This is a genomic window from Dokdonella sp. GW821-FHT11D02 (genome assembly GCF_058808595.1).
Map to the genome: position 1 here is coordinate 4,826,871 of NZ_CM179520.1, position 16,333 is coordinate 4,843,203.

Below are 16,333 nucleotides of genomic sequence, written 5' to 3' on the forward strand. Positions count from 1 at the left end.
GGCCTCAGTGCTGCGCCTCGAGCAGGTGGCGGCGGAAGAAGTCGGCCGAACGGCGATACACCTCCAGCCAGCTCGCGTGGCGCAGGAACATGTGCTCCTCGCCCGGAATCACCAGCGTTTCGACCGCCACGCCGCGCTCGCGCAGGCGTGTGGCGAGGTCGGTGCTCTGCGCGAACTTGACCGCGCTGTCGTCGTCGCCGTGCACCAGCAACACCGGTGCGCGCCAGCCGTCGAGCTTGGATACCGGCGAGGACTGCCAGGCCAGTTCCAATTCGTCAGGCTTTAGTCCCCACAAGCCGCTGTTGTCGCCGCCCTTGGCGCTTTCGCGCCAGTCGTGCACGCCGTGGCGATCGACGCCGGCGGCGAAACGATCGGAGTTGCGCGACAGCGCTTGCGCGGTCAGATAGCCGCCGTAGGAACCGCCGTAGATGCCGATGCGCGCAGCGTCGACGTCGGCTCGCGCAGTCAGATAATCGTGCGCGGCGAGCACGTCCTGGTATTCGCTCATGCCGCGCGGCCCCTGTTTGGCGGCGCGGCGGAAAGCTTGGCCGTAGCCGGTGCCGGCGCGGTAGTTCAACGACAGCACGAGATAGCCTTGCGCGGCCAGCCATTGGTTGTTGGCGTAGTCGTGCGTGTAATAGTCCATCGGCATCCAGCCGGGCAGCATCTGGCGGATCGGGCCGCCGTGCGCGTAGATGATCGCGGGACGGCGACCGCGCGCGCTCGGCGGCGGCTCGAACAGCTGCGCGTGCGACACCACGCCGTCCGCAGCACGCAAGGTCAAGGTCTTGGGCACCACCAAGGCGCTCTGCGGAAAATCCTGCGGCAGGCGTTCGGGGAAGATGCGACGCGCCTCGCCGCCGCGTCGCGGCAGCACCGCGATCGCGGTCGGTAGACGTGCGTCGGCCTGGCGCAGGGCCAGCCATTCGCCGCCGCCGAGCACGACCGGGTCGCTCTCGATCACGTCTTTCGCATGCGTCAGACGCTGCTGCGCTTTCGCCGTCGCCGCGAACAGCTGCGGCCGCTCGATGTCGGCGCAGTTGCCGCTGAACAGCAGCGCGCCGTCCGCGGCCATCGCCACACCGGCGACCTCGCACTCGCCGCGGCTCTGCGCGCGCGCGGCGCCGCCGTCCGATGACAGTGCGTACCACTGCAGCCAGCCGCTTTCTTCGGAGGCGAACAAGAGCCCGTCGCGCTCCCAGCGCAGCGGCCGGTCGGCCACCAGCTGCATGAAGCTGCCGGCGTTCGGGCCGGACTCGAACAGGCGCTTGGTCACGCCGCTGGCGGCATCGGCGCGCCAGATCTCGAAGCGATTTGCCGCGGTCAGGTCGAACTTGTCGTCGTAGCGCTGACCGGCGCTGCGCAGGAAGGCGATCTGCTTGCCGTCCGGCGACCAGACTGGCGCGGAGTCGCGATTGAAGTCGGGTGCGATCCAGCGCACCTCGCGCGTGGTCAGGTCGAGCACGCCGACGTAGGCGCGATCGCCGCGGTCGCTGGTGAACAGGAGCCGCCCGCCGTCGGGCGAAAAGGCCACCGCGCTATTGCTGCCGGGCAGCTTGAGCAGGCTCTCGACGCAGCCCTTCGGCGCCGGATCGACGATCGGATGGCAGCCGACGACGCCGGCGCGATTGAACAGCAGCATCTCGCCGTTCGGCGAGAACAACGGCGCGCGCGCGCCGGGCAAGCTGGTCGGCTTGCCGCTGCCGTCGGTGGCGATCAGCCACAGCGCACGTTCCGCACCGCCCGCGTCGTTGGCCGGATTGAGCGCCTGTCCGGCGGCGCTGCTGCTCGGCGCGCCGCGCACGTAGGCGAGCCAGCGGCCGTCGGCACTGAGCTGCAAGGAGGTCAGCGACTGGCCGTCGTCGCGGTCGTAAGCGGTCAATTTGCGCGGCGCGAAATCGGGCGCGCGCGCGATCCAGAGATTGCGCACGCCGCGCTCGTTCGCGCTCCAGGCGATCAGCGGCGCGCGTTCGGCGGCGACCGGCGCGTCCGGATACGGCGCGCTGAGCACGGCGTCGATGTCGAACGTCGGCGCGGCCGCCGCCGACAGCCAGGCGAACGACGCCAGCAAGCCCATCCCTGCGATCTTCTTCATGCCTGCGGTCTCCGGTACGGAACCCGGAGGGTAGCGGCAAGGTCGGATCGGAAACACGGGCCTGGGTCGAATTTCCGCATCGCCGACACGAACCGCACACAGGGCGCGCAAGAAACGGCTTCTGTACTCTTCGTGTTGTTCGCGTGGTTCGTGCTTCAATCGTCGTTTCCCCTCATTCAAGGCCCGCATGCGCGTCATCTTCAACGTCGATGCGATCACCGCACCGCTGACCGGCATCGGCCGCTACGCGCTCGAACTTGCGCGCGGCCTGGCGCGGCACGACGAGGTCGAGGCGCTCAAGCTGTATTCGGCCTATCGCTGGGTCGACGATCCCGAGCAGGCGCTGCACGCGAATGCGACCATCGCGGCGGTGCGCCGCAACGTGCCGTTCAAGACGCTGGCGCTGGAGGCGTATACGCAACTGCGCGGCGGCTTGTTCCGCCTGCACACGCGCCGCCTCGACGGCTGGCTGCTGCATACGCCGAACTACGTCTTGATGCCGTTCGCGGGGCCTGCGCTGACCACCGTGCACGACCTGTCATGGCTGAATCATCCCGAGACGCATCCGATCGAACGCGTACGCTTTCTCGACCGCCATTTGCCGCGCAGTCTGGAGAAGGCCGCCGCCGTGCTGACCGATTCCCAGTTCATCGCCGACGAGATCGAAACCAAGCTCGGCGTAGCGCGCGCGAAGCTGCGCGTGGTGCCGCTCGGCGTGGACGCTGCGTACCGGCCGCGCGCGGCGGACGAACTGCAGGAGACTTTGCGCAAACACGCGCTCGAAGGTCAGGCCTATCTGTTGGCGGTCGCCACCCAAGAGCCGCGCAAGAATCTGGCGCGGCTGGCGCGCGCCTACGCGGCGTTGCCGGCGGCTCTGCGCGCGCGCCATCCGCTGATCGTGGTCGGCGCGCGCGGCTGGCTGCAGGCGGAACTCGAACGCGCACTCGGTCCGCTGGAAGCGCGCGGCGAGGCGCGGCGGCTCGGTTACGTCGACGAACAGGAGCTGCCGCTGCTGTACGCCGGCGCGCACGCGTTCGCGTTCCCGTCGCTGTACGAGGGATTCGGCCTGCCCCTGCTCGAAGCGATGGCGAGCGGCGTGCCGGCACTGACCTCCGATCGCTCCTCGATGCCCGAAGTGGCTCGCGACGCCGACGGCGCCATCGCGCTGACGGTCGATCCGCTCGACGAAGACGCGCTGCGCGCGGGACTCGAACGCCTGCTCGAAGACACGACTTGGCGCACCGAGGCCGCGCACCGCGGCGCGCGGCACGCGCGCAGCTATCCCTGGTCACGCTGCGTCGAGGAAACCGTCGCGGTCTATCGCGAAACAATGGGAACTGGACGTTGAAGCGGATGCGACGCAGACGCTAGGCTCGACCCACGCTACGGAGATTTCGATGAAGGAATGGATCAGCACGCGGAGCCTGGGCTGCCTGCTCGCGACCGCGCTCGCCGCGGCTACGGTGCACGCGCAAGACACCGCGGCGCCAACGCCTGCGCCGGTGCCGACACCAGCACCGATACTGGCGCCCGCACCGGTACCGGCGGCTCCGGCCGCACCGGTTTCGGCCGCGGCCGAGGGCATCTATGCAGGCACGCGGCCGAGCCTCTTGCAGATCCGCACCCTGGTCGAAGCGGCCGGGCGGCAATCGTCGATCGGCTCGGGCTTCCTGGTCGGCGCCGACGGCCTGGCGGTGACCAACTATCACGTCGTCTCGCAGTACGCGCTGGAACCGAAGACCTATCGCCTCGAATTCGCGCGCCCTGACGGCACGCAAGGCGCTTTGACCCTGCTCGCGATCGACGTCGCCAACGACCTCGCCGTGGTGCGGCTGGAAGGCGCCGGCCTGCCGTTTCTGCAGTTCGATCCGGTCGCGCTGGCCGGCGAACTGCCGCGCGGCGAGCGCGTCTACGCGATGGGCAATCCGCTCGACATCGGCTTCACCATCGTCGAAGGCACCTACAACGGCCTGGTCGAACGCAGCTACAACGAGCGCGTGCATTTCACCGGCGCGATCAATCCGGGCATGAGCGGCGGGCCGGCCCTGACCGCAGCCGGCAAGGTGGTCGGCATCAACGTGGCCAAGCGGCTCGACGGCGAGCTGGTCAGTTTTCTGGTGCCGGCAAGCAAGGCCGCCGCGCTGCTCGCGCGCGCCCGCGCATCGGCGCCGCTGGATCCGGCGCAAACGCGCGAGGAGATCGACCGCCAGCTGCTGGCCTGGCAGGAAGGCTTCTATCACAAGCTCGACGAGCAAGGACTGCGCACCACCGCGTTCGGGCCGTACCGCGCACCGGAAAGTTCGGCGCCGTGGTTCAACTGCTGGGCGCGCACCAATGCCGAACAAACGCCCAAGCCGCGCGCGCAGATGGACAGCTCCAGCTGCACGTCGCAGAGTTCGTTGTTCGTCGCCGAAGACATCGAGAGCGGCCGCACCGAGCTCACGCATGCCTATGTACGCAGTACCGACCTCAACGCGTTCCAGTTCGCCGCCTTCCTGTCGCAGTACTACGCCTCCGCGTCGATGAGCCGTTCGTGGTCGCGCAAGCGCCTGACCGAGCCGGAGTGCCGCGAGGAGTTCGTCGCGCCACCCGACGCGGCCACCGCCCCGGTCTTGCGCGCGGTGTGGTGCGCGCGCGCGTATCGCGACTTCGCCGGGCTCTACGACGTCGCCCTGACCACGGTCACGCAGGACCGCGACCGCGAGGCACTGGTATCGCGCTTGGCCATGCAGGGGGTCAGTTACACCAACGCGCTGGCCTTGGGGCAGCGCTTCCTCGGAGCGATCGCATGGACGAAATGAACGCTCTCGCGCCAGAAGCGGTTTGGATCGAGATCTCCGGCCGCCATCGCGAAGCCACGCTGCGCCAGCGCGTCAGCGGTAGCGTGGTCACACTCGGTCGCGCTTACGACAACGACGTCGTGCTCGACGATCCGCACGTGGCCGCACACCACCTGCGCATCGCACGCGCAGCCGACGGCCGCTGGATCGCCGAAGACCTCGGCAGCATCAACGGCCTCTTTTTAGAAGGCGCGAAGAATCGGCGCGAGCAAGTCACCCTCGACGGCAGCAGCGCGCTGCGTATCGGTCACACCATCGTGCGCGTGCGCTTCTCCGGCGAAGCGGTGCCGGCCGAGCTGCCGCTGCTCAGCCAGCGCTCGCCGTGGCCGCTCGCGCTGGTCGCGATCGCGCTGATGCTCGGACTCGAACTGCTCGGCCTGTGGCTGAACGAAACCGCCGAGCCGAAGCTGATTCGCTATCTGACACCGGTGCTCACCGTCACCGCGGCGGTCGCCGTGTGGACGACGCTGTGGAGCGTGCTCTCGCGCGTGTTCAGCGGCCACGCGCGGTTCGGCCTGCATCTTTTGATCTTCGGCGGCGGCCTGCTCTTGTATTCGCTGTACGACCAGCTGGCCGAATTCGGTGCGTTCGCGCTGTCGTGGACGGCACTTGCTCGCTACCAGTACGTCGTCGCCTGGCTGATCTTCGGCGCGGTGTGCTTTCTGCATCTGCGCGCGGTCAATCGTCTGCGGCTGCCGCTGAAAGCGCTCGCCGCCGTGGTGCTGGCCGCGCTCGGCATCACCATGCAGACCCTGAAAATGTCGGATTTGCGCTCCACCTACGGTCAGGCGTCGATCCTGCAGCGGCTGCAGCCGCCATCGATCCGCATCGCATCGGCGCAAGCGGAAGCGGCGTTCTTCACCGAAGCACAGACGCTGCAAGCGCGCCTGGACAAGGCGCGCAGCGAGGAACCGAGCGACGGCGAGACGACTGCCGACGAAGGCGACTGAGCGCGAAGCCGCGGCCGGTAGAAGATTTCACTATCTATCGCACCGCGACGAGATCTCGCCGCAGCAATGGGTAACAGGTAGCAACAACGGCCGCGCCCGAGCATGGGTGCGGCCAGGCAGGATCAGGGCGACGCGCCGGCACCAGCGGATCCTTTCGACGCCGACGCACTCTCGGCCTGCCGCTTCTGCGCACGTGCCGCCGCGGTGGCCGCGGCATTGGGGTCGTCGAAATCCCCCTGCATGATTGTGTCGGCATGCCACTTCGGCGGCTGATACGGTGGGCGGCGCCATTCGCGCCACCAGTCGGCCAACTCGACATACAGCGGCTTGCTTGGCTTGCTCGCTACGAAGTCGACGCCGCCGACGGCGTCGCGGCCGGTCGTCGGCGAAGCGGCGTACACGCGCACCTGCGCGAGGCTCGCACGCGCGGCAGCCGGCACCGGCAGCCGGAAGCGCGACTCGCTGACGCGATAGTCGGCGGAGCTGAGCTTGATGCCCTTGGCGTCGAGCCAGTCGACGCGCACGTTGCCGTCGAAACTCGGCTGCCGCAGGTCGACCGCGATGCCGTCGTTCCAACGTCCGCCGTCGCGGGCGACGCGTGCGCTGTCGCGCGGCCGCTCGAGCACGACGGCGGGGTCGCCGAGCAGGTTGTACATCTCCACCAGCACGCGATCCTTCGATTGTTTCTTGGCGCGCACGATCGCCTCGCCGATGGTCGCGCCCGACTCCAACAGTTCGCTGACGACGCTCTTGCTGAAGGCGGGCGAGGGCGAGTTGCGCCAGGACGCGGCGAATACGGCCACGGCGCCTTTTCCAGGCTCGCGCAGGAACTTTTCGCCGATCGAATCCTCGGTCGGATTGTCGAACGGCGCCGAGTAGCAGGTCATCGACAGCACCATCGGTAGGCGTTCGGAGTTTTTCAGCGCGCCGACGTCGTCGAGCGTGAACAGGTCGTTGTTCTTGCGCAGGTCCGGCGGTCCGGTACGCCAGATGTAGCGACCGCCGTGGCCGATGAAGTGCACCAGCAAGCGGCCGTCGTCGATGCCGTCGCGGATCGCGGTTTGGTGTGCGGCGTTGTCCGACTCCTTCGGACTGGCGTAGACCTTGTCGGCGAGGAAGCCTTCCTTGCCGAGTGCGCTCGCGATTTCGTCGGATGCCTGTTTGAAGGCGTCGATCTCGTCGGTGATGAACATCACGTCGCGCCGCCAGGCGCCGAGCTGCGGCTTGGACAGGTAGTCGATGGTCTTGTCGACGATCGCCTTGACCTCTTCCGGCTTGACCACCGGAAAGCGTCCGACCGCGACGACCGGATGCCAGTCGTCGCCGTCGACCGCGGCGAACCAGTTGTCGCTGGCGGACTGGCCTTCCGGTGAAGGGAATTGCCAGGTCGGAATCAGATTGCGCTCGCCGAGATTCTTCGGCACTTCCTTGTAGTGCGCGCTGGCGATGGTGCCGAACGCGTTGGGATAGAGCAGCTCCTGATCGACCCACTTCGCGTACTTGCCGTCGCTGTAGCCGTCGCTGCGGATGTCGAAGCTCGCATCGCCCACCAGCAACAGGAAGCGCGGCCGCGGCGTCGGCCAGGTGTGATAGGCGACGTCGACCAGGTTGCGCACCGCCTGCGGATGGGTGATGCCGTGGTTGAACTCGTCGTAGACCGCGTTGATGTCGAGCACCGCGACCTTGAGGCCGCGGCGGCGATGGAACTCGGCCAGCGGCTCGATCGACGCCATCAGGCTCGGATGGCTGACGATCAGATAGTCGTATGGCTGGTCCGGCCGGTGCCAGTCGCCGTCGGCGACTGCACGCAGAGCGACCGGTTTGGCCAGACCTTCGCCGAGCACCGGAAACAGCTCGGTGCCGGCCGGCGCCGGCGCGAACGCATAGCGGCCGGCGCCCTGCGCATGACCGAGGCGGCGTACGCCGTCGCTGCCGTACAAGATCGGCGCGCCATTGCCGCGCCAGGCGAGTTGCAGCGGCGCATCGGCCGCGGCGCGCACGCGCAAAGGCAAGGCGCCGGCATCGAGATCGCCGCTGAGCGGAAAGCGCGTCTCGAACCAGTTGAACATCACCACGTCGACGGCGTTTTGCTTCTCGTCCCACGGCAGCCCGCGTTTGGGCACGCGCAGGCTGAGCGTGTTTTCGTGCGCTTTCAGCCACGCCGCAGGGATTTCCAGCTCGCGCTGGATCTCGTCGCGCCCGCTCCATTGCAGCGAAGTCGCCGGTTTGCCGTTGACCAGTACCTCGACGGCGTGATCCTCCGGCTTGTCGCCTTTGTGCTTGAACGGCGGCGTCAATTCGGACAGGCCGCGGAAGTTCAAGGTGAGCTTAACGCTCCCGCCGCGCGCATCGAGATCGGGCAGATCGAAGCGCGTCTCGAACGGCTTCGCATCGATCTGGGTCAGCTTGGCCCATTGCCAGACGTCCGATTCCTGCCCCGGCTTCTGCTGCGACTGATCGAGCCGGATCATCAAGTTTTCCTGCTCCAGATGCAGCCGGCGTTCCAGCGCGGCGCGACCGTTGCCGCTGACGGCTTCGGCGTCACGCAGGCGCGCGTGCCGACCCGGCGCGGCGCCGAGCAGATAGACGTTGTTGACGCTGAAGGGGTCGTACCAGCTTTCCGGGCCGTGCAGCGGCTGGCCGATCCATTCGATGCGATCGCCCGCGGCGAAACGCGCAGCGGCCGCGACGACGCGGATCGGCACCTCTTTGCCGGCCTGGGTCAGCACCAGCTCGTCGGCTGCGCAGTCGGCCAGACCCGGCTGCGCAGCGGCGATCGCGGCGTGGTCGAGCGTGTAGACGCCGGCGTGTTCGAGCTCGATGTGCAGGCGGCCGCTGCAGGCCAGGACGGGCAAGGGCGCGGCCAACAAAGCCAGCGCCAAGACGCGGATCGAAAAGACGAAAGACATGTCGGAGGGCAACTCGCGGAAACGGGTCCGCGCGGCGGCAATGGAAAGGAACCGCGCAGGCTAGCGGTCTGACCGCGCTGCCGCAACCGAAGTTGCATTCGCGGCGGCCCCATAGAACCGCGCCAACAGGTCGGCCACGGCGGGCGCCGCGCGCGCCAGCGTGACCGGGTCGGAGAAGTGCAACTCGCTGACCACGGCGAAGTATTCGTCCGGCGATTCGGCCGCGTACGGATCGATCAACGTGTCGCGGCCGCGCTCGACCGCGCGCAGCAAGGCGTCGTAGGCCGGCTGCATCGTGTCGATCCATTCGCGCCGCGCGATCGACGGCGGCAGACGCGGCATGCCGTTCATCGCGCCGTCGAGCGCATCGAGCTTGTGCGCGATCTCGTGCGCGACCACGTTGAAGCCGTCGAAGGGACGCTCGAGATCGGTCGCGACGTCGGCCCAGGACAGAATCACCGGACCGTGCTCCCAGGCCTCGCCGATCAACTCGTCCTCGCCTTCGGTGACGACGCCGCTGTGTTCGTCGTGATGCTCTCGCCGCACGCGGAATTCGCCCGGGTAGACGATGACTTCGCGCCAGCCGGCCAGATGATCGAAGCCGAGCCGCAGCACCGGCAGGCAGGCCAAGGCGGCGATCGCGAGGCAATCGGCATCGTTCAGCTCGTGACCGCCGGCGGCGCTGAAGGTCTTGCGCGCGAGGAAGCGCTCGCACAAGGCGCGCAGCGCCGTACGCTCGGCCGCCGAGCGCCGCCCGAACAGGGCCGAGCGTGCGAGCAGGGCGCTCCAGTCGGCGTCGTCGATGCGCGGCGCCGGCGCGAAGCGTGCGCGCAGACGGCGCAGCCAGTGGATCATCGGAATTCCGCGTCGAAAGCCTTCGCGATTAGAACGGCAGGGCGCGCCGTTAGACAACCCCACGCACGGGCTTGGGTCGACCGACCGACGATCGGTGTCCGTCCAGAGATGGCTCCGGGATAGGCCTGCTTCGCCTTACTTGATCGCGCCGGGCACCAACGACTGCCAGCGATAGTTCGGGCGCTTGGGCATGGCTGCCGCCGGCGTGGTCGGGCCGGTCGCATGCGGAATCGCGCTCGGCGGCAGTTCGTCGGGGACTTTCGTGGTGGTCTCGCTGCGCGTCGACGCGGCGCCGACGTCGCCACTGCCGCGCAGCTGGCGCGGATCGCCGCCGCCGCCCTCATCGGGCGATTCGACCATCACGTGGCGCCCGCTTTGCGGACTCGCATTGCCGAGCCCGCTGTCCGCGTCGCCGGCCGTATTCAAGGCGAGCAGACCGACCCCGCGCAGCGGTGCCGCCTGCGCGAACGCAGTCGTCCAGCAGGCCACGGCCACGATGAACGCCAAAGCGAAGAGGGGCTTACTCATGAGGGGATCCCCGGCAAGGGAAGCAACAATGCTCGCACGATCCATAGATCGACTCCAGTGCTTGCCTCTAGCATGCTTCGTGCCACCCCGCCAAGGGCCTTCGGTCGCGTTTCGGCACGCGACCGCGGTGTCCGCCGGACACCGACGGACAGTCGCGGACGTTCGTCGCGGACAGCCACTCTGGATGGGATCTGCGTCTTCAGATGCAGGTCAAGGCCGATTGGTTGCAGCGCGCCGGGCTGGCTACACTGCATCGATGCTGCCGCCGCCCGCCTTCCCATCGCCCGCACCGCCGCTCTTGGCCGAGCTGGCGCACGGCGAGGCGGTGTCGGGCAGCGAGCTGGCCGCGCGCCTGGGGATCAGCCGCGCCGCGATCTGGAAGCAGATCGAACGGCTGCGCGAACTCGGCCTGAAAGTGTCGGCCCAGGCCGGCCGCGGCTACCGCCTCGCGGCGCCGATCGAGGCGCTCGATCCCGCACGCATTCGCGCCTCGCTGACGCCGGTCGAAAGTGCGCGTCTGGGCGACCTCGCCGTGCACTGGCAGCTGGATTCGACCAGCAGCGAGCTGCTGCGCCGCGCCGCGCAGGACCCGCGCGACGGCCTGGTCTGCCTGGCTGAGCTGCAGAGTGCCGGCCGCGGTCGGCGCGGCCGCGCCTGGCGCACGCCGCTCGGCGGCGGCATCGCGCTGTCGCTTTTGAAGCGCTTCGACGACGGCATGGCCGCGCTCGGCGGGCTCAGCCTGGTCGCCGGTGTCGCCGCGGCACGCGCGCTGGCCGATTGCGGCATCGCCGAGGTCGGCCTGAAATGGCCCAACGACCTGCTCGCGCGCGGGCGCAAGCTCGGCGGCATCCTGGTCGAACTCGGCGGCGACGCCAGCGGCCCCTGCCATGCGGTGATCGGGATTGGCCTGAACCTGCGCCTGGACGCCCACAGCGCGGCCACGATCGATCAGCCCTGGATCGACCTGTCGAGCCTGACCGACGGCGCGCCGCCGTCGCGCAATGGGCTTGCCGCACGTCTGATCGCCCAGCTCGGCGCTGCGCTGGAACGATTCACCCAAGCCGGCTTCGCCGCGTTCGCCGACGACTACGCGCAGCTCGATCTCTTGCGCGGCCGCGACGTACGCGTGCTGCGCGCCGGCGCGAGCGAAGACGGCCGCGCGCTCGGCATCGATGCACGCGGTGCGCTGCGCGTCGCCTTCGCCGACGGCGAGCGCTGCATCGACGGCGGCGAGGTCAGCATCCGCACGACGACCACCGATTCCTCCCCCTCCGACCGTCCGGCATGAAACTCCTGATCGATCTCGGCAATACACGGCTGAAATGGGCGACGCTGGCCGCCGGCACGCTGCGCGCCGGCGGCGTGTTCACGCACAGCCGCGAACCGCTCGAACCGGCTTTGCGCAGCGAGTGGGCGGAGCTGCGCGGAATCGAGGCGGTGGTGGTCGCTAGCGTCGTTGCACCGGCACGCGAAGACGAACTGGAAAGCTGCGTGCGCGAACGCTTCGGCCGCCCGACCGAGTTCGTGCGCACACCGGCAACGGCGCTCGGCATACGCAATGCGTACGCGGAGCCGGTACGGCTCGGCATCGACCGCTTCCTGGCTCTCGCGGCGCTGCATGCCGAGCAGGCGCGCGCGCAAGTTCTGCTCAGCGTCGGCACCGCGCTGACGCTCGATGCACTCGGCGCCGATGGCACCCATCACGGCGGCTTGATCATCGCCAGCCCGCGCCTGATGCGCGAGGCGGTGCTCGGCAGCACCGCACGCGTCGACGCGCTCGGCGGCCGCTGGCAGGAACTGCCGGACAACACCGCCGATGCGGTCGTCGCCGGCTCGCTGTATGCCGCGCTCGGTGCGGTCGACCGCTTCACGGCGGCAGCGGCGCGCCGGCTCGGCACGCCGCCGGCGCTGATCCTGACCGGCGGGGGCGGCGAGGAGCTGGCGCCGCTGCTGCCGGCCGCCGAGCGCGCGCACGATCTGGTGCTGCGCGGACTTGCGCGCTGGGCTGAGCAGCGCGACGCGCACGATCGTGCGTGATCGCCGCGGCGTCGGACGTTCATAGCGAGTCGGCGCGGCGGCGACGTCGGAAGCTCTACCCGTGCCCATCCGTGACCGCACTTCTCACATAGAATTCGGCGCAGGTTCCGCACCGGATTTACCCGACCGATGTTCGTCCGCGCCCTGTTCCTGTTGCTGCTCGCCTTGAACATCGGCGGCGCCTGCTGGCTCGCGCTCGCGCGGCGCGCACCGGCGACACCGGCAGCGACCGATCCGGGCGTGCCGAAACTGGTGCTGTTGTCCGAACGCGACGGCAACGACCTGCTCGCCAATGCGGAACTGGCTGAAGCACCGGAGACCAAGACCGATCTCGCCAGCGACCAGTGTCGTTCGATCGGCCCGTTTCCGACCCAGGCCGACCTGCGCGGCGCGATGAACGCGCTGACGCCGCTGACCAAACGCATCCAGTTCCGCGAAACGCGCGCGACGCAGACGCGCGGCTACTGGGTCTATCTGCCGGCGATGGCGACGCGCGAACAGGCGCTGACGACGGCACGTGCGCTGTCGGCCAAGGGCGTGCGCGACTACTACGTCGTCACCGCCGGCGATCAGCAGAATACGATTTCGCTCGGCCTGTTCCGCGAGCCGGCCAATGCCGAGAAGCGCCGTACCGAAATCAGCGCGCTCGGCTTCAAGCCGCAGACCAACACGCGCACCGAAGACCTGCCGCAATACTGGATCGACCTCGCCCTGCTCGGCGACCAGGCACTCGATTGGCGCGCGCGCGTGCCCGCCCCGCGCGATCTCCACGAAGAAACGATCGATTGTTTCTGATGACCGCTGCGGCCGCGAATGGCCGCCGGTGGATCGACGGCGGCGCAACGACACGCCCCGATTGCAGCGATCCGCGGCGGATCGCATACAATTCGCGCGCGCCGCTTTAGCTCAGTTGGTAGAGCAACCGCCTTGTAAGCGGTAGGTCATCCGTTCGAGTCGGATAAGCGGCACCAGCGTCTGCAAAAAAAGGCCGCCTTTCGGCGGCCTTTTTCGTATGCAGTTCGATCGGCTCAACCCTTGAAGGTGAACAGCACCGGCTTCCAGCCGCCGCTGGACTGATAGCTCTGCCCGCGGCGCTTGCGCATGCGCTCGATCAGCTCGACGCGGCGCGCCTCGGCCCACTCGACGCGCTGGGTCTTCAGGGTGGAAGGATCGACGCCGCGGCGCGACGCCTCTTCCTTGCGATAGAGCACGAAGTCCTCGTAGGCCTCGATCTCGTGTTGCAGCTCGCGCACGCACAGCTCGATCATGATCGCGTCGTCGAGGAAGCCGAGCACCGGCACGCCGTCGGGAATGATGTCCTGCGGATTGGCGAAATAGGTCAGGCACGCGAGCACGTGCTGGCGGTCTTCTTCCGGCAGCGCGAAGCCTTCGTCGTTGGCCATCGCGATCATGCTGTCGAGCTTGCCCAGGCGCTCGGCGATGAACTGCGGCAGCTTGACTTTGTGGCCGTCGACCAGCAGCCGCGAGGCGGCTTCGGTGATCTCTTTCGGCGACAGGTTCTTCGCCTCGCCCTGCGCGCGCTGCATCGCGCCGATGAAGTGCTGAAGGTCGGCATCGCCGAGCTCGATGGTGATCGCGAGCGACATGGACGGAACTCCGCGGGAAACGACGCGGGAGACTAGCCAGCGGGGCGGGTGGCGTCAATGGACGGCCTTCGGGGCGGGCCTCAGAGGATGCCGACCAGGCCGGCGCCGAATGCGGTGACGATGCGCGTGTAGATCGTCTTCAGCGGCAGGTCGACCTCGGGGAAATCGCCGACGTCCTCGTAGCAGGCCTGAAAACCGGGGTCGCGCGGCGGCAGCGGCTCGCAGCCGGGCTTGAGTTCGTAGCTGGTCGCGTAGCGGAACGGCCACAGGTCGAACAAGGGCAGCGCGGTCGATGCGCTCGCGATGACATTGTTGAGCTTGCGCAGCAGCTTGGGCCCGCGCGGCGGCCGCTGCGCGACGACCCAGGCGTTCTGCGGCGCCGCGTTGCGCAGCACGGCCGCGCGCACGCGCTCGGCCACCGCGCGGTCGTAGATGATGAAGCCCGATTCGGTGTTGACGTTGTCCGAGCGCGGATCGAAGTTGTGCGAGCCGATCAGGCTGACGCGATCGTCGATGACGATCGATTTGGCGTGCAAACCCAGGCGCACGCCGCCGCGCTTGAGCGGCGTGCGGCCGTAGCGCTGGAATTTACCCGCGTTGCCGCCGCCGGCGAGCTGGTCGTAGTTGCGCACGAACTCGGCCGCATCGGCCGGAAACGGCTTGAACTCGTGGATCTGGAAGCCGTAACGCTTGAGGTAGCGCTTTTTGTACTTGTAGGAAAGCGCATACACATAGAACGCATCGGTCGCGGCGAGCGAATTGGTCGAGACGACGATCGGCACGCGCGGCGTGCGTTTGTAGAGCGTGCGGAACACCTCGCGCGCGCGATCGCTGAGCACCAGATACGGCGTTTCGAACACCACCTGGGCGCGCGCGGCGAGCAGCAGATCGCTGATGCGCCCGGTCAGTTCGGCGCCGTCCGGATCGTCCGGCCGCTCGGCCTTGTCCGGTGCGTCGGAGAAGTAGTCGACGCGGCCGACGCGCAGCGCGTCGGCGACGAAATGCGCACGCACGTAATCGGCGTCCGCTGCGCGCGCGCGCAGCGACTCGATGCGCGCGCGATTCGCGTCGGCGGGCGGCGCGAAGGCGCCGGCGTCATCGCCGGCGACCAGATCCTGGTTGACGTCGTTGAGCCGGGTCAGCGGCGTGCTGCGCCGATGATTCCAGAACTGCTCGAACGAGGCGCGCATTTCGCCACCTGCGGCCGGGCCGAGCACGAGCACGTCGCGGTCGCGATAGTCGAACTCGGGGTCCCAGTCGAAATAGCGGTTCTCGATGTTGCGCCCACCGGCGATGCCGATCTCGCCGTCGACCAGCATCAGCTTGTTGTGCATGCGCTGGTTGAACTTGGAGAAGCAACAGAGCACGCCGGCGGCGAATTCGAGCGGCTGGGTGACCGCCTCGTCGAAGGTCGGGTTGTACAGGCGGAACTCGAGGTTGGCGTGCACGCGTGCGAGGCGTGAGAGCCATTCGACGTTGTCGAGCGAGAACAGCTGATCGGCCAGCACGCGCACTTTCACGCCGCGGCGCGCGGCCGCGATCAGCTCGTCGAGCACGAGCCAGCCGGCGTCGTCGCCGGCCCAGATGAAGGTCTGCACGTCGATGCTGCGGCGCGCCGCACGAATCAAGTGCACGCGCAGCAGCAGCGAGTCCTCGCCGATTTCGAGCACGTTGACGTAGTGCGCCGGCGCGCCCGGGCGACTTTGCGCGCGCGCGCGTTCGACCAGCTCCCGATACGGCGAGGCGATCGCGCAATGATCGGCCTGGGCGCAATCGAGCGCACTCGGCCGCTCGGCCGCGACGACCGCATCGGCCTGACGTGCGAGTTCGCGATTGAGGCCGCAGCCCGACAGCAGCACGACGGCGAGGCCGAGCAAGACGCGCGCGCCGCTGCGGCGCGGCCGGCCGCCACTCACTGCGCAGCTCGCGCGTAGACGCTGAAGGAAAGCTCGACCTTGTCGCTGAGGGTGCCGCGGCGCGAGCGCATCTCGAAATCGGAGCGCCGGATCGCGCCCTCGACCTCGATCGCGCAATCGTAGGCCGGCCGCTCACAGGTCGACGGCAACATGTGGAACACGACCGGCTTGCGGATGCCGCGCACGCTCAGCAAACCCGGCAGGTCGCCGCCTTTGCGCAGACGTTCCTGCGGGATGGAATCGGAGGTGAATTCGATCTGCGGGTACTTCTCCGCGTCGAAGAACTCGGGCGATTTGACCCAGCTCTCGTAGTTCTTGCTGTCCATGCGGATCGCATCGACGTCGATGCGCGCCTCGACGCCGATCTGGCTGCGGAAGCGATCGACGCGCACAACGCCGCGCACCTTGCCGAAGCGACCCTCGACGCCGACCAGCCACAGCACCCTGACTTCGAACTCGACGTGCGAACGTGCTTCGTCGAGAAGCACGGCGTCATCCTCAGCGGCGGCGACGCTCGGCAGTGCGAGCGTGAAGATCAGCGCTGCGTTCAGCACGAAGGCCAGCGGCGCGCGCGACGACGAACGCGGCATGACACG

At 68.5% G+C, this 16,333-nt stretch carries 13 protein-coding genes and 1 tRNA gene; 7 read left to right on the top strand and 7 right to left on the bottom strand.

Annotated features, from left to right (window positions below; all coding sequences use genetic code 11):
- Positions 1-4 precede the first annotated feature (4 nt).
- A complete protein-coding gene (locus AC3QL3_RS20445) occupies positions 5-2,095 on the bottom strand; it encodes a S9 family peptidase (protein ID WP_492895957.1) in 2,091 nt (696 codons plus the stop codon).
- Between the two features lie 187 nt (positions 2,096-2,282).
- Between AC3QL3_RS20445 and AC3QL3_RS20450 the strand changes: the two genes are divergently transcribed.
- The 3 genes from AC3QL3_RS20450 to AC3QL3_RS20460 are packed head-to-tail and all read left to right on the top strand — an operon-like array spanning position 2,283 to position 5,885.
- Entirely contained in the window at positions 2,283-3,443 is a 1,161-nt protein-coding gene (locus tag AC3QL3_RS20450; RefSeq protein ID WP_492895958.1) for a glycosyltransferase family 4 protein, read from the top strand.
- A gap of 49 nt (positions 3,444-3,492) precedes the next feature.
- A complete protein-coding gene (locus AC3QL3_RS20455) occupies positions 3,493-4,896 on the top strand; it encodes a S1 family peptidase (protein ID WP_492895959.1) in 1,404 nt (467 codons plus the stop codon).
- Positions 4,884-5,885: an FHA domain-containing protein gene (locus AC3QL3_RS20460; RefSeq protein WP_492895960.1), complete on the top strand. Its 1,002-nt coding sequence runs from the start codon at positions 4,884-4,886 to the stop codon at positions 5,883-5,885. Before AC3QL3_RS20455 ends, AC3QL3_RS20460 begins: the two co-directional genes overlap by 13 nt.
- Positions 5,886-6,007: 122 nt before the next feature.
- Here the strand turns inward: AC3QL3_RS20460 and AC3QL3_RS20465 are convergent, their stop codons facing one another.
- The 3 genes from AC3QL3_RS20465 to AC3QL3_RS20475 all read right to left on the bottom strand — a co-directional run bounded on the left by AC3QL3_RS20465 (position 6,008) and on the right by AC3QL3_RS20475 (position 10,177).
- Positions 6,008-8,794 (bottom strand): C25 family cysteine peptidase, encoded by a 2,787-nt coding sequence (locus AC3QL3_RS20465; RefSeq protein WP_492895961.1) that lies wholly within the window; start codon positions 8,792-8,794, stop codon positions 6,008-6,010.
- A gap of 60 nt (positions 8,795-8,854) precedes the next feature.
- The gene (locus tag AC3QL3_RS20470; protein WP_492895962.1) at positions 8,855-9,649 is read right to left on the bottom strand and encodes a M90 family metallopeptidase; all 795 of its coding nucleotides are present in this window, start codon (positions 9,647-9,649) and stop codon (positions 8,855-8,857) included.
- A gap of 135 nt (positions 9,650-9,784) precedes the next feature.
- Positions 9,785-10,177 (bottom strand): hypothetical protein, encoded by a 393-nt coding sequence (locus AC3QL3_RS20475; protein ID WP_492895963.1) that lies wholly within the window; start codon positions 10,175-10,177, stop codon positions 9,785-9,787.
- Between the two features lie 256 nt (positions 10,178-10,433).
- On the opposite strand from AC3QL3_RS20475, the gene birA reads away from it, so the two are divergent.
- From birA to AC3QL3_RS20495, 4 genes are all read left to right on the top strand, one after another.
- Complete coding sequence (gene birA / locus AC3QL3_RS20480; protein ID WP_492895964.1) at positions 10,434-11,465, top strand: bifunctional biotin--[acetyl-CoA-carboxylase] ligase/biotin operon repressor BirA; 1,032 nt, start codon at positions 10,434-10,436, stop codon at positions 11,463-11,465.
- Complete coding sequence (locus tag AC3QL3_RS20485) at positions 11,462-12,214, top strand: type III pantothenate kinase (protein WP_492895965.1); 753 nt, start codon at positions 11,462-11,464, stop codon at positions 12,212-12,214. Before birA ends, AC3QL3_RS20485 begins: the two co-directional genes overlap by 4 nt.
- Before the next feature lie 129 nt (positions 12,215-12,343).
- The gene (locus AC3QL3_RS20490; protein ID WP_492895966.1) at positions 12,344-13,009 is read left to right on the top strand and encodes an SPOR domain-containing protein; all 666 of its coding nucleotides are present in this window, start codon (positions 12,344-12,346) and stop codon (positions 13,007-13,009) included.
- A gap of 100 nt (positions 13,010-13,109) precedes the next feature.
- Positions 13,110-13,185, top strand: a tRNA-Thr gene (locus AC3QL3_RS20495).
- A 57-nt stretch (positions 13,186-13,242) separates the two neighbouring features.
- Here AC3QL3_RS20495 and AC3QL3_RS20500 read toward each other — a convergent pair.
- From AC3QL3_RS20500 to AC3QL3_RS20510, 3 genes are all read right to left on the bottom strand, one after another.
- Positions 13,243-13,821 carry a YkvA family protein gene (locus AC3QL3_RS20500; protein WP_492895967.1) on the bottom strand — a complete coding sequence of 193 codons (579 nt, stop codon included), beginning with the start codon at positions 13,819-13,821 and terminating at the stop codon, positions 13,243-13,245.
- Positions 13,822-13,901: 80 nt separating this feature from the next.
- The gene (locus tag AC3QL3_RS20505; RefSeq protein ID WP_492895968.1) at positions 13,902-15,737 is read right to left on the bottom strand and encodes a phospholipase D-like domain-containing protein; all 1,836 of its coding nucleotides are present in this window, start codon (positions 15,735-15,737) and stop codon (positions 13,902-13,904) included.
- Positions 15,734-16,327 carry a YceI family protein gene (locus AC3QL3_RS20510; protein WP_492895969.1) on the bottom strand — a complete coding sequence of 198 codons (594 nt, stop codon included), beginning with the start codon at positions 16,325-16,327 and terminating at the stop codon, positions 15,734-15,736. The genes AC3QL3_RS20505 and AC3QL3_RS20510 overlap by 4 nt, the downstream gene beginning before the upstream one ends.
- Positions 16,328-16,333: the final 6 nt, after the last annotated feature.

Bases quoted from the DNA above. Each gene is read 5' to 3' on its own strand.
- AC3QL3_RS20465 (WP_492895961.1), bottom strand. From the start codon at position 8,794: ATGTCTTTCGTCTTTTCGATCCGCGTCTTGGCGCTGGCTTTGTTGGCC.
- AC3QL3_RS20500 (WP_492895967.1), bottom strand. From the start codon at position 13,821: ATGTCGCTCGCGATCACCATCGAGCTCGGCGATGCCGACCTTCAGCAC.
- AC3QL3_RS20490 (WP_492895966.1), top strand. From the start codon at position 12,344: ATGTTCGTCCGCGCCCTGTTCCTGTTGCTGCTCGCCTTGAACATCGGC.
- AC3QL3_RS20450 (WP_492895958.1), top strand. From the start codon at position 2,283: ATGCGCGTCATCTTCAACGTCGATGCGATCACCGCACCGCTGACCGGC.
- AC3QL3_RS20485 (WP_492895965.1), top strand. From the start codon at position 11,462: ATGAAACTCCTGATCGATCTCGGCAATACACGGCTGAAATGGGCGACG.
- birA (WP_492895964.1), top strand. From the start codon at position 10,434: ATGCTGCCGCCGCCCGCCTTCCCATCGCCCGCACCGCCGCTCTTGGCC.
- AC3QL3_RS20445 (WP_492895957.1), bottom strand. From the start codon at position 2,095: ATGAAGAAGATCGCAGGGATGGGCTTGCTGGCGTCGTTCGCCTGGCTG.
- AC3QL3_RS20470 (WP_492895962.1), bottom strand. From the start codon at position 9,649: ATGATCCACTGGCTGCGCCGTCTGCGCGCACGCTTCGCGCCGGCGCCG.
- AC3QL3_RS20455 (WP_492895959.1), top strand. From the start codon at position 3,493: ATGAAGGAATGGATCAGCACGCGGAGCCTGGGCTGCCTGCTCGCGACC.
- AC3QL3_RS20460 (WP_492895960.1), top strand. From the start codon at position 4,884: ATGGACGAAATGAACGCTCTCGCGCCAGAAGCGGTTTGGATCGAGATC.
- AC3QL3_RS20475 (WP_492895963.1), bottom strand. From the start codon at position 10,177: ATGAGTAAGCCCCTCTTCGCTTTGGCGTTCATCGTGGCCGTGGCCTGC.
- AC3QL3_RS20510 (WP_492895969.1), bottom strand. From the start codon at position 16,327: ATGCCGCGTTCGTCGTCGCGCGCGCCGCTGGCCTTCGTGCTGAACGCA.